Annotated in this window: 11 protein-coding genes and 1 rRNA gene; 6 read left to right on the forward strand and 6 right to left on the reverse strand. The window is 38.4% G+C overall.

What is annotated here, in order from left to right; all coding sequences use genetic code 11:
- A 5S ribosomal RNA gene (rrf, locus tag AC1Q6O_RS22085) occupies positions 1-74 on the forward strand; the annotation flags it as partial.
- Between the two features lie 44 nt (positions 75-118).
- Here rrf and AC1Q6O_RS22090 read toward each other — a convergent pair.
- From AC1Q6O_RS22090 to AC1Q6O_RS22110, 5 genes are all read right to left on the reverse strand, one after another.
- The gene (locus AC1Q6O_RS22090) at positions 119-1,570 is read right to left on the reverse strand and encodes an alanine/glycine:cation symporter family protein (RefSeq protein WP_089987169.1); all 1,452 of its coding nucleotides are present in this window, start codon (positions 1,568-1,570) and stop codon (positions 119-121) included.
- 265 nt (positions 1,571-1,835) lie between these two features.
- On the reverse strand, positions 1,836-3,068 hold the full coding sequence (locus AC1Q6O_RS22095; RefSeq protein ID WP_008177036.1) for an NAD(P)/FAD-dependent oxidoreductase: 1,233 nt from the start codon (positions 3,066-3,068) through the stop codon (positions 1,836-1,838).
- Positions 3,058-3,399 carry a (2Fe-2S)-binding protein gene (locus tag AC1Q6O_RS22100; protein ID WP_008177033.1) on the reverse strand — a complete coding sequence of 114 codons (342 nt, stop codon included), beginning with the start codon at positions 3,397-3,399 and terminating at the stop codon, positions 3,058-3,060. The genes AC1Q6O_RS22095 and AC1Q6O_RS22100 overlap by 11 nt, the downstream gene beginning before the upstream one ends.
- Positions 3,399-3,665 carry a (2Fe-2S)-binding protein gene (locus AC1Q6O_RS22105; RefSeq protein ID WP_008177031.1) on the reverse strand — a complete coding sequence of 89 codons (267 nt, stop codon included), beginning with the start codon at positions 3,663-3,665 and terminating at the stop codon, positions 3,399-3,401. Before AC1Q6O_RS22105 ends, AC1Q6O_RS22100 begins: the two co-directional genes overlap by 1 nt.
- A gap of 138 nt (positions 3,666-3,803) precedes the next feature.
- Positions 3,804-5,489, reverse strand: coding sequence for a sigma-54 interaction domain-containing protein (locus AC1Q6O_RS22110; protein WP_008177029.1), 1,686 nt, complete (start codon positions 5,487-5,489; stop codon positions 3,804-3,806).
- A gap of 174 nt (positions 5,490-5,663) precedes the next feature.
- Between AC1Q6O_RS22110 and AC1Q6O_RS22115 the strand changes: the two genes are divergently transcribed.
- From AC1Q6O_RS22115 to AC1Q6O_RS22135, 5 genes are read left to right on the forward strand one after another with little or no spacing between them, the layout of a single operon-like run.
- Positions 5,664-6,845, forward strand: coding sequence for an NAD(P)/FAD-dependent oxidoreductase (locus AC1Q6O_RS22115; protein WP_043990237.1), 1,182 nt, complete (start codon positions 5,664-5,666; stop codon positions 6,843-6,845).
- Positions 6,842-7,861, forward strand: coding sequence for a proline racemase family protein (locus AC1Q6O_RS22120; RefSeq protein ID WP_089987167.1), 1,020 nt, complete (start codon positions 6,842-6,844; stop codon positions 7,859-7,861). The genes AC1Q6O_RS22115 and AC1Q6O_RS22120 overlap by 4 nt, the downstream gene beginning before the upstream one ends.
- Positions 7,862-7,873: 12 nt before the next feature.
- Complete coding sequence (locus tag AC1Q6O_RS22125; RefSeq protein ID WP_089987166.1) at positions 7,874-8,746, forward strand: proline racemase family protein; 873 nt, start codon at positions 7,874-7,876, stop codon at positions 8,744-8,746.
- 25 nt (positions 8,747-8,771) lie between these two features.
- Positions 8,772-9,674 carry a 4-hydroxy-tetrahydrodipicolinate synthase gene (dapA, locus tag AC1Q6O_RS22130; protein ID WP_089987165.1) on the forward strand — a complete coding sequence of 301 codons (903 nt, stop codon included), beginning with the start codon at positions 8,772-8,774 and terminating at the stop codon, positions 9,672-9,674.
- An 18-nt stretch (positions 9,675-9,692) separates the two neighbouring features.
- A complete protein-coding gene (locus tag AC1Q6O_RS22135) occupies positions 9,693-11,174 on the forward strand; it encodes an aldehyde dehydrogenase family protein (RefSeq protein WP_301337953.1) in 1,482 nt (493 codons plus the stop codon).
- A 61-nt stretch (positions 11,175-11,235) separates the two neighbouring features.
- Here the strand turns inward: AC1Q6O_RS22135 and rpoN are convergent, their stop codons facing one another.
- Entirely contained in the window at positions 11,236-12,522 is a 1,287-nt protein-coding gene (gene rpoN, locus AC1Q6O_RS22140) for an RNA polymerase factor sigma-54 (protein WP_089987163.1), read from the reverse strand.
- Positions 12,523-12,614: the final 92 nt, after the last annotated feature.

Raw genomic sequence — 12,614 nt, forward strand, 5'->3', positions numbered from 1 at the left:
AACACGGAAGTTAAGCTCTTTAGCGCCGATGGTAGTTGGGGGCTTCCCCCTGTGAGAGTAGGACGTCGCTAGGCAATAAAAACAGTCAGCTGTGTGCTGACTGTTTTTTTATTTCTATTCATTTCTTTTTATGCCTATTGCTATATTCTATCCAGAATTCGGCATTTTTAATTCCGACTTCTCTTGGATCAAAAATAGGATCGAGGCCAGCCTTTTTTTGTCGATCATAATCTTGTAAAACTCGAATCGCTGGCTTGGTTAATAATACAATAGCAATAAAGTTCAAATAACTCATACTCCCAAATCCAATGTCTCCAAGACCCCACATAAGACTGACAGATTGAACACTTCCAATATAAACAACTAGTAAGAAGATCACTTTTAATACTAATTTTAAAAATGGGAAGCGAAGTTTTTTATCTAAATACACAATAGTTGTCTCTGCAATATAATAATATGCCATTAAAGTAGTGAATGCGAAGAGGAAAATTGCTATAGCTACGAATCCACTTCCAAAATCATTAAATACTGTAGATACTGCTGCTTGTGTATAAGCAGTACCTGCTACAACGCCCGGGATATTTTCAACTAACGGTGTCGTTGTTCCAGGAGGAGTAACATTATACATACCTGTTATGAGAATCATTAAAGCTGTAGCCGTACAGACAATGATTGTATCAATATAGATGGAAAACCCTTGAACTAAACCTTGTTTAGCTGGATGAGATACTTCAGCAGCAGCAGAACTAAAAGTTGCTTCTCCTGCTCCAGCTACGTTTGAAAATACCGAGCGTCTTACACCCCAGGCGATGGCAGTCCCCACTATACCTCCAAAAATTGCATTTGTACCAAAGGCACTTGTCAGTATAAGTTTAACCATATCTGGAATTTCACTTACATTCGCTCCTAATATGAAGAGTGTTAAAATGACGTAGGCAAGTGCCATAATAGGAACAACTTTATCTGCAACACGTGCTATGCGTTTTACACCACCGAATATGATTAATCCCAAAAGAATAACGATTAAGGCACCTGTTATAAAGGGCGGAATATGAAAAGCCGTATTAAATGAAGTGGCAATTGTATTCGCCTGGATTCCCGGTACTAGAACACCATATGAAAGACAGATAACAATCGCAACAAATATAGCAAAACCCTTTAGTCTTAAACCCTTTTCGATATAGTATGGAGAACCACCGCGATACTGATCATCAGCCTTTTCTTTATATAATTGGGCAAGTGTTGATTCAATAAATGCACTTGCACCCCCTAGAAATGCCATAACACCCATCCAAAGTACTGCGCCTGGTCCACCAGCAGCAATTGCCGTAGCCACTCCTGCGATATTGCCAACACCAACCCGCCCAGACAATGCCATACAAAACGCTTGGAATGATGAGATTCCTTCATTTGACTCTTTACGTTCACGTAATAATCGAATCATCTCAGGAATATAACGAATTTGAACAGCTTTTGTTAGGACGGTAAAGTAAAGACCTACCCCTAATGCTAAGTATACAAGTGCATTTCCCCAAATATAATCGACCAACGCATTAACGATTGTCTCCATAGATGTTTCCCCCTTTTTTTCTTAAATCAAAATCCTTAATTATCACCCTAAAATTTGTTTACTATACATCACCAGCACTCAACTCATCACGCGAATTATGCCTGCAATATGATTGAAGCGTGTGTACGGCTTTAGTTTAGGTAAATGTTTAAATAGCGAAAACCTCCCTTCATGATTTTTAAGCTCACCCTATGTATTGCATGTTTTATGCCATAAAGCAAAAAAGCCTTTTACTCATGAAGATGAGAAAAAGACTTTTACACTTTCATATAGTTTTTTTATGAATAGTAAGAGACCCAACAGTTTCATTCCAAATTTGTTTCATCTGCTGACGGCCAGCTAAAATTTCTGGATGAAATTGAATATGTGCAGTGGCTCTTGTTTTTTCAACAGCTTGGATGGCCAGCTTAATATCATGATTGGATGCTCCTCCATTGAGGCGTTGAGCAATTGTAAGTGCTGCAACTTCTCCCTGCGCTAATGCTACCTTGGCTCCTTCAATTCCTGTAATATTTCCAGCTACATATAATCCCTCTAAATTAGTTTCCATTTGTTCATTATGTAAAGGAATGAACCCACCTAATTGTTCGATATAATGAAATGGACAACCTGCTACAGAAGCAAGCTCTGCTAGAGGGTAAAGGCCACCAGCGATACAAATAAAATCAGCTTTGATACGTTGTTCGCTACCTTTCACAATAGAGCCGTCTGTATTCACAGTTGCTAAAACGACCCCTTCGACCTGATCTTTACCTACGATTTCTATAACCGCTTTACGCAACATAATAGGTATATCCCACATTTTCACACCATTTTTAGGATAAAAGGTAATACCGAGTTTTTTCATAAAGTCATTTTTCATGAATTTGCTACCCATCTTAACAAAAGGGGAGGGAGCCATATGAGCTACATGCAATAATGAGTTCATAACTTCTAAGGGATTGCTATTCCCTTCTGTTAACAAGTTAGCAGGGGGTAATGTAATAGCGGCTACCTGAACACCTGCTAATTGTAATTCCATCGCAATCGCTGAAGAAAGTACATTAACTCCGACAATGACGCCACGTTTACCTGGCTTCACACGATGCACATTTGTCATAACTTGTGCTGCTCCAACAGACATTACCCCTGGTAGCGTCCAACCTGGAATTGGGAAAGGCGATTCGGCAGCTCCAGTAGCTAGTAGCAGATGTTGGGTACGAAATACACCTTTGGTTGTATGGATGATCCACATGCCATCTATTTTTTCTAAGTCGGATACACTTGTTTGTAATAAAAACTCAACATGGACTGCTTTAGCTCGTTCTACTAAACGTTCAGATTCTACAATGCCATTCCACCATGTTCCTGGCTTTTCTTCATATAGTTGTCCCAGTAATCGACCTCCCGCATATAAATATTCATCGATAACAAGGACTGCAATATTTTTTTCCGCTAATGTAATGGCCGCCGCAAGCCCAGCAGGACCAGCTCCAATAATAACTACTTTATTGTTCATGATTCTTCCTCCAGTCTCTTACTGTCGTAGGAAGTGTCTGTCCACTTTTTACAACCATCCCATCTGAGAGAGGGGTTAAGCATGCTCGTTCGCCCTCTAAGCCATTTACAGTGACACGGCATTCAAAACAATGTCCAATATTACAATAAATACCTCGAGGCTGCCCAGTTTCTTCGTGCAAACGTAAAGTCCGTATTCCGTGTGCTAGCAAGGCAGCCGCTAGGGACTCACCTTTGTAACCTTCAAACTCATGATCGTCAAAAGTAAAGGTCACTTTTTCTCTTTGTATTATGTTCCCGAAAATTGGGTGGTTTAATATACGTTCTGTCATCAGTTAACCTCCCCTAAGTCGGAGAATCGTACTGGTCGAATAGGGGCTTGATGTTTTAATGAAACCTCATCATTTTTACGAGGATGATGAAGATTGGCAATTTTATCTACCATAGTACGGCATGTACGACCGCCACAATAGCCCATACCTGCACGCGTTCGTAATTTCAGTTCTCGTGCAGAGCACTTATATTTTGATGCGCTTTCAACTAATTCATCGTAACTAATTTCTTCACAACGGCATACAATCATAGATTTATTTTGCATAGTTCCACCTCTACTCTAAAAAATACTTAACATAGAACATAATGCAAAAACTATGCCAAAGAAAAAAATAGCTACGAAAAGTAAATCTAGATGGATGTGAAAGGTGTGTATAGAAATATTGACATATATTTAAATAAATTAGACGTCTATGTTTAATTTTTTTAATCGGTTGTATAAAGTGGCACGAGTAATACCTAAAATTTTAGCGCATGTTTTCTTATTACCATTTACTTTAGCAAGCTGGTCTAATATTATTTCTCGTTCATAATGTTCAAGCTGATGGTGGAGCTCTGTCCCTAGAGGAAACTCCCTCTTAACGTCCAATGTTTCATCTTTTGGCATCATCGCTAAAATATCAGTAGGAAGATCTTCCATATGAATGGCCCCCTCATCAGAAAAAACAACGAGTCGCTCGATAACATTAGATAATTCACGCACATTGCCTGGCCAGTGGTATTTTAAAAGAACATTTGCTATTTCAGTTGGGATACCTTGAATAGGTCGATTATATTTAATCGACTTTTCATATAAGAAGTAATTGCTTATTTCTAATATATCTGATGCCCGCTCTCTAAGAGGGGGGACTGTGAAATTCACCACATTCAGTCGATAATATAAATCTTCTCTAAATTTGCCCTCTGCCACTAATTGCTTCAAATCTCTATTAGTAGCTGCTACTAAATTAAATTCGACGTCCATTTCCTTTGTACCGCCAACTGTGTAAAAAGTTTTTTCCTGGAGCAATCGTAAAATCTTGACTTGCATTTCTAGCGGCATCTCACCGATTTCATCTAAAAATAAAGTACCCCCACGTGCAAGCTCTACTTTACCTTTTTTTCCCTTTTGATGGGCACCAGAAAAAGCTCCTTTTTCATAGCCAAAAATTTCACTTTCAAATAGACCGCTTGGAATGGCCCCACAATTGATAGCAACAAAGGGTGCCTCAGACTTTTCTCGAATAGCGTGAACTGCACGTGCAAACAGCTCTTTACCAACGCCACTCTCTCCATAAATTAAAATATTTGCCTCGGTTTTTGCGACCTTTTTTACTTTTTCTAATACTTCTTTAAGCTTTGGACTATTACCACGAATAAGGGTGAATGGGTCAAAGGCTAGGCCATTCGTATTCATCTGTTTCTCTAAATTTAACAATTTCTCAGATGTAATATGAAGCTCTTCGTTTAATTTCTTGACATGGGTAATATCTGTTTCAGCTACCACCGCTCCAATTGTCTTATCATGCAGCATAACAGGATTAGAGTTAATCATGACGACGAGATCTTCCCGTGGAAAATGCTGCTGTTGATAGACAGATTTTCTATGCTGTAAAGTATGTAAAATTTCTAGTTGATCTTCTTTGAAAAAGTGAGTGATTGGCTTACCGATAATATTTTCTCCAGATACTGAAAAAATGCTTTCGGCACCCTTTGTCCAATAAATAACATTTTGTTCAGCATCTATGACCGTACATGATTCATTAATAGTATTTAAAATAGTTTGTAAATAAGCATTTCCGCATTCTAATTCATAGGCAAGGTCGTATGCTAAGGACTCTCTCCATAAATATCCTAAATATTGCTTCTCCTCATTACAAACTAGTAAAAATTCGTAGTCCTTCATATATTCAATGGCGTTTTTGAGCGGGCAATTCGACTGGATGGTATGACAGGCAACATAGTGAACATCATTTTTTCTTTTACCGCGAACTGCACCATAGGGTTTATTATTTTCAATCACAAAATATTGTTTGCTGGCATCGTTTATTTTGGACACAATGTCGTCAGTAGTTGTAATAGCAAAGTTACATTTTACTATTTTATTCATTATTAAATGATATGGATGCAAGATAAGTCCCCCCTTATTGTTCATTTGTCCAATTATTTTGAATAATATAAATAATTTTGACACATAGTGCCTAGTTTATCAAACAAATTCCAGTTTGATAGATTGGCATGATTTTTGCATCATACAGTCATAAATAGAAAGGAGGAGGAAGATATGAAGAAATCCCATCATGATATCGTAATTATTGGCGGTGGCATTATTGGTGGAGCAATAGCTTATTATTGCGCAAAGGCCGGCCTAGATATCACAATACTTGAAAAAAACGAACTTGCGAGTGGGACTTCTTCTCGTTGTGATGGCAATATTTTAGCTATTGATAAAGATCCTGGCTTCGACAGTCAAATGTCTTTAGTCAGTCAAAGATTGGTTCATGAACTTAATAGAGAGTTAGATATGAGCTTTGAATATCGGAATCCGGGCAGCATCCTTGTTTGTGAAAGTGAGCTAGAGATGGAGGCTGCGCAGCAATGGGTTAATCGCCAACAAGAGGCGGGTTTAGATTTTACGATGTTAGATCGTGAGGATTTACGGAACGAATCAAAATACTTCGCAGATGACTTATACGGTGGATTGGAATGTAAAACTGATTCAACAGTGAACCCATACATGCTGACATTTTCTATGTTTCATTCAGCTGAGAAGTTAGGGGCAAAGATAAAAAAACAGACAGAGGTCAAGCATATTAAAAAACAGCCAGATCATACATTTTTACTTGAAACGAATGACGGATGGATAACCGCCAATAAAGTCATTAATGCTTGCGGAATTTGGGCACCGTTTATTGGACAAATGCTTGATATTGATATTCCCATTAAACCTCGCAAAGGTCATATACTGGTCGCATCACGTCAGCAACCAGTTGGGCTAAGAAAAGTAATGGAATTTGGTTATTTAATTTCAAAGTTTGGTGGAGAGCGTAAGGTGGATGCGGATATTGAAAAGTATGGAGTAGCCTTAGTGTTTGAACCGACAGAGGCACAGAATTTTTTAATAGGGAGTAGTCGTGAATTTGTAGGCTTTGACACGAAGGTGAATCATGATGTGGCAAAAATGATTGCTAGACGTGCAGTACGATTCTATCCAAAAATTGCTGATATGTCGATTATTCGTACATATGCAGGGTTAAGACCATGGACAGAAGATCATTTACCTATTATTTGTGAAGTAGAAGAAGTACCTGGCTTCTATATTGCAGCGGGTCATGAAGGAGATGGCATTAGCTTAGCTGCAGTTACCGGAAAACTTATCCAAGAATTACTCCAGCACAAAGATACATGCATTCCTACTGAACCGGTACATCTTAGTCGTTTTCAGAAAGGAGTCCTTCATAAATGAATTTTCAAAAGCTATTTACGACGATTGATACTCATACGGGTGGAAATCCAACACGTTCATTAATAAGTGGTATGCCCAAGCTTGAAGGCAAAACTATGTCAGAAAAAATGTTATTTATGCAAGAGAACTATGACTGGATTCGAAAATTTCTTATGAATGAGCCACGAGGACATAGCGTAATGTCAGGCGTTATCATTACAGATCCTTGCCACCCCGAAGCCGATATTGGCGTGATTTATATAGAAACAGGTGGGTACTTACCAATGTGTGGACATGACACAATAGGTGTTTGTACAGCACTAATTGAAGCAAATTTAATAGAGGTCACTACACCCTATACAAACATAAAATTGGACACACCTGCAGGTTTAATAGATGTACAAATTAAAGTGGATGATGGAGTAGCGAAGGAAGTGACCTTTAAAAACGTACCATCCTTTTTATTAAAAACGATTGAAATCAACGATGCTGAGCTAGGTGTAGTGGAATGTGAAATAGCATATGGAGGGAACTTTTACGGCATTATTGATGCTAGAAAAATCAATCTAGACTTAGCTGTAGACAATTCGACGAAGATTATTAACACGGCTATTCGCCTCCGCAATACTGTAAATGCTAAGGAGGATATTGTCCATCCTGAATTCTCGTTTATCCATGGGCTTACACATATTGAGTTTTATACAGATCCAGTTAACCCATCAGCAGATTTAAAAAATACAGTTGTTGTTCCGCCAGGAGGAATAGACCGTTCTCCTTGTGGCACTGGTACTTCTGCCAAAATTGCTACACTCTACTCAAAAAATAAGCTCGCTCTCAATGAGTCCTTCGTTTATGAAAGTATTGTGGGAACAATGTTTAAAGCATGTGTACTAGAAGAAGTAACGATAAGTGGTTTAACAGCTGTTATTCCGGAGGTAACAGGATCAGCATGGGTAATGGGGATGCATCGTTTCTTTTACAATGATCAGGACCCACTAAAAGAGGGCTATTTGATGATTCCGCCAATGGATCACTAAGGGAGGATAAACATGAATTTTCATAAGTCTTTTCAAACGATAGATACACAAGTAGTGGGAGAAGCCTTTCGCATCATTGTGCAATCCCCAATCATGCTTATGCATGAAGATATTTTGGAAGCGGATCATCAGTTAAATACACAATTTGAAGATACAAAACAACAGCTTTTGAATGAGCCTAGAGGACACCGTGGAATGAATGGCTGCCTTGTTTTACCATCCGCTATTGCTTCTTATCGCTTATTATTTTTCCAGCATGCAGCTTCTACAAATTTTAAGTATGAGGCACTTGTAGCCACAATGACAGCATTGATTGAGCAAGGAACAATAGAACTCTCAAAAAATAATACTTACTCTATTGAAACAGTCAAAGGCGTCTATGAAGCCTATGTCAAACTTTCTGAAAAGAGAGATGCAGTATTATCAGTTCATTTAATAGTGAAGCCAGCACATTTAGAAGGTGAGCAAGTCATTATTGATAATGAACGACGCTACATGGTGGTTGAAAAACCACGGCAAATTAAAGCCATTGTTTTAGAAGAATTAGCAGAAATCAGTACGTGGGGATTACTAGAAAGTGAGAAATATAGTACGGCAGATGGGGTCATTATGTATGAACAATTAGTTGGCTCTGTCAGGTCCGTTACCTTTGAACGAGATGGCTATATATTACGTTCACCTGGTGTAGATAGTACACTGGCGTTAATAGCGGTTTTAGGGGAAGAAGCTGTCAAAAAAAACGACAGTATTTTTGGTAGCAGCATTGAAATTATACAAAAGCATGAAGCTGGCTACGAAATTGCATTAACAGGTTATATCACAGGAATCCATCAATTTGTAGTGGACCGTGAAGATCCTTTGCAGCATGGATTTATCATTGTGTAATAAAAGAGGATAGAGGAGGATAAAGATGAAAAATCTAGAAGGTGTATTTCCTGTATTAGTAACGCCGATGAAAAATCAAACAGACATTGATTGGGGTGGTTTCCGTCAAAATATTGAACATTTTATTGAAGCAGGGGTAACAGGTATTGCTATTAACGGTAGTACAGGTGAATTTGTAAGTTTAACGAAAGAAGAACGGTTTAAAGCAGTAGAGGTAGCTGTAGATCAAATTAAAGGGCGAATTACATTGATTGTTGGTACAGCAGCTGAAACAACTGCAGAAGCAATTATCTATACACAGCAGGCAGAACAGGCTGGAGCAGATGCAGCATTATTAATTAATTCCTATTACGCACATCCAAAAGATGATGAAATATATGTTCATTTTAAATCAGTAGCCGAATCTGTAAACTTCCCTATTATGATCTATAATAATCCGTTTACTTCGGGGGTAGATATTGGCTTAGAAACGATTTTAAAAGTAGGTAGAGATGTTCCAAATATTACACATATTAAAGAATCAAGCGGCAATATTGGAAAAGCGCGTGATATCGTACGTCAAGGCCAAGATGATATAAAAGTATTTTGTGGCTCAGAGGATTTAGCTATCGAATCATTTTTAGTTGGGGCTGTTGGGTGGATTTCTGTATCTGGAAATATTGTGCCAGAGCTTGTGACAAAATTATATAGCCAAGTACAAGAGGGGAACCTAGAGGCAGCTTGGGCAATTTACGATCGCTTATTACCTTTATGTGCATTTTTAGAGGGATCGGGTAAATATGTACAAATTACTAAACGTGCAATGGAACTAAAAGGGTGGGCAGGAGGGCCTTGTCGTCTACCACGACTCCCACTAACAGAGGAAGAAGATGCCCAACTTAAAGCAATTATGACTAATTTAGACGTACTGGCAATTGAACATTATTAATGCAAAGGGGGATGAATGATGGAGGCAGTGTTGACATTAAAACCACAAGTAAAGGAATTTCTACAGTCCACGATCGGCTTGTATATTGACGGTGAATATGTGCAAGCTCAATCAGGTAAAGCATTGAATGTTTTAAATCCTGCTAATGAAGAGGTCATTGCGGTAGTAAGCGAAGCACAGGCAGAAGATATTGATCTTGCAGTAGAAGCTGCTCGAAAAGCATTTGATGGTGAATGGTCAACGATGGAGGCAGCTGAACGCTCCCGAATTATTTATAAATTGGCAGATTTACTAGAAGAACATCGTGAAGAGCTAGCACAGCTTGAATCATTAGACAATGGAAAACCATATAAAACTGCTCTTGCAGATGATGTGGATGGCACAGTTCAACATTTTCGTTATTTTGCGGGCTGGGCAACAAAAATTACAGGCCAGACTGTACAAGTGTCGAAGGATTACTTGAATTACATTGTACATGAGCCCGTTGGAGTTGTAGGTCAAATTATTCCTTGGAATTTTCCTCTTGCCATGGCGGCATGGAAGCTTGGCTCAGCGTTAGCTGTAGGATGTACGGTTGTCATCAAACCTGCGGCTGAAACGCCATTGTCATTATTATATGTGGGGCAATTAATGAAACAAGCTGGTTTTCCGGACGGTGTAGTAAATATTGTACCAGGTACGGGAGAGGCGGGCGAAGCGATTGTTACTCATAAAGGTGTAGCAAAAGTAGCCTTCACTGGATCAACAAAGACAGGAATACACGTGATGAAAAAGGCTGCTGATGATGTGAAAAGTATAACATTAGAGCTTGGGGGGAAATCTCCTGCTATTGTGTTACAAGATGCAGATGTCGAGGAGGCAATAGAAGGAACATTTGCTGGGACGATGTACAATCATGGCCAAAACTGTAGCGCATGTACACGAGTATTTGTGCATAGTAGTCTATACAATCAATTTATTGAACGACTCGCAGAAAAGGCTAAAGCATTGAAGGTAGGGCCAGGTTTAGACCCAGAAACAGATATGGGTCCATTAGTGTCACAAAAGCAATTAAACACTGTTCTTTATTTTATCGAAAAAGGAAAAGAGGAGGGTGCTCGCTTAGTAGCTGGCGGTGATCGAGCACTGCCAAAGGGATATTTTGTCCAACCAACTATCTTTGCTGATGTACAGGACACGATGACAATTGCCCAAGAAGAGATTTTCGGACCTGTTATGTCCATTCTATCGTTTGAAACAGTAGATGAAGTAATTGCACGCGCTAATAATAGTAAGTATGGACTTGCTGCAAGCATTTGGACTGAAAATGTAAAGAAGGCACATTATATTGCTAGTAAACTACAAGCAGGGACAGTATGGATTAATGATTTTGGATTAGAATGGGAAACGATGCCATTTGGAGGTTACAAACAGTCAGGTATTGGTCGTGAAATGGGCGGTGAATATGGATTGTCCAATTACACTGAGGTGAAAAGTGTATTTGTTAATATGAAGCAATAATAGGTGAATTTGCATGAAAGAAGGAAAAGGAGCTATCTTCAATAGGTAGCTCCTTTTCTCGTTATTGAAAGGGTATTATTTTACGCCGTGCAGAGGACGGGATACTCATGTCCTCGCGGTATTTGGCTATGGTACGTCGAGATATTTCAATGCCTAAAGCAGCGTTAAAATATTCAGCTATTTTTTGATCAGAGAAGGGCTTAGCCTTATTTTCTGACTTGATATAGTCTGACAGCAAAGACTTCACCTTTACTTGTGACACACTCTGACCATTGGCTGTCGACAATTTAGAGCTGAATAATTCCTTTAATTCAAAGGTGCCAAAAGCAGTTTGTACATACTTATTTGTTGTAATACGACTTACCGTTGATTCGTGAACATCTATTTGGTCAGCAATTTCACGCAACGTAAGTGGTTGCATGGCGTCGAAGCCATCCAGAAAGAAATTTTTTTGCTTTTCAATAAGGGCCTTCATAATGTTGATCATTGTATTTCGACGTTGTTCAATGCTGTTCACTAGCCAGTGGTAGTCAGCTAAGTGTTTTTTAAAATAACTCTTTTCTGAGGAATGAGCTTTTATATAAGGAAAGTAGTCAGCGTGAATACTAATCTTTGGTAAATAATAATCGTTCAACGAAAAGGTAATCCCACCGTCAACAATATCAACAATAATATCTGGTATCGTCGTATGTACCAATTCCTGATAAAATAATGAGCTTAGTTTTGGCTGTAAAGATTGTATAAAAAGATAAATCATTTGTAAGTCATTTAGTGATATATCCAGCTCTTTTAATATTTTCTTCCAATTATTATGAGCAAGCTCTTCTAGATAATTAGAAATAATAGTATCGGCATGAGCAGGGCTGTTAGGACAATAAATAGTTTGTAATAGTAAACATTCCTTTAAATTACGTGCACCCATTCCTAAAGGACCAATCGTTTGTAATAAATGAATGCCCTTTTCTATTTCTAGGTCATTATAAGAAGTTTGTATAGGTTGCTCATAATAACCATTGTCATCTAAATGATAAATAATATGTTTTAAGAGCTGAATGTCCTTTTCATTATCAAATGTTAGCCTGACCTGCTGGAACAGCTCATCACGAATATTTTTTTCACATTTTGTAGAAAGATGCCAATTGTTATAGTGTCCGCTACTCGTTTTTGGAATCTGTAGGTGCTCTTTAAGTGTTGGTTCACTTAGTTCGATTAACGGATTAACGAGCTCTTGTTCACGTATATATTGTTCTAACTCCTGAGTTGAGTATTGGAGTAGCTCGATTGCCTGACGAAGTTGGGTAGACATAACGATTTGTAATTCTTGTGTTTGTTTAATAGAAAGTTGCATACTTAAACCTCGATTCTCTATCAATCTATCTAACTAACTTAGAAAAATATAGTGACAAGAAACTTTGACATGTGCAACGAAATGAATCATTA

It is taken from the genome of Lysinibacillus sp. GW823-FHT06C08, assembly GCF_058795135.1.

Coding starts and splice junctions, on each gene's coding strand:
- AC1Q6O_RS22090 (WP_089987169.1), bottom strand. CDS start 1,570: ATGGAGACAATCGTTAATGCGTTGGTCGATTATATTTGGGGAAATGCA.
- AC1Q6O_RS22095 (WP_008177036.1), bottom strand. CDS start 3,068: ATGAACAATAAAGTAGTTATTATTGGAGCTGGTCCTGCTGGGCTTGCG.
- AC1Q6O_RS22100 (WP_008177033.1), bottom strand. CDS start 3,399: ATGACAGAACGTATATTAAACCACCCAATTTTCGGGAACATAATACAA.
- AC1Q6O_RS22105 (WP_008177031.1), bottom strand. CDS start 3,665: ATGCAAAATAAATCTATGATTGTATGCCGTTGTGAAGAAATTAGTTAC.
- AC1Q6O_RS22110 (WP_008177029.1), bottom strand. CDS start 5,489: ATGAATAAAATAGTAAAATGTAACTTTGCTATTACAACTACTGACGAC.
- AC1Q6O_RS22115 (WP_043990237.1), top strand. CDS start 5,664: ATGAAGAAATCCCATCATGATATCGTAATTATTGGCGGTGGCATTATT.
- AC1Q6O_RS22120 (WP_089987167.1), top strand. CDS start 6,842: ATGAATTTTCAAAAGCTATTTACGACGATTGATACTCATACGGGTGGA.
- AC1Q6O_RS22125 (WP_089987166.1), top strand. CDS start 7,874: ATGAATTTTCATAAGTCTTTTCAAACGATAGATACACAAGTAGTGGGA.
- dapA (WP_089987165.1), top strand. CDS start 8,772: ATGAAAAATCTAGAAGGTGTATTTCCTGTATTAGTAACGCCGATGAAA.
- AC1Q6O_RS22135 (WP_301337953.1), top strand. CDS start 9,693: ATGGAGGCAGTGTTGACATTAAAACCACAAGTAAAGGAATTTCTACAG.
- rpoN (WP_089987163.1), bottom strand. CDS start 12,522: ATGCAACTTTCTATTAAACAAACACAAGAATTACAAATCGTTATGTCT.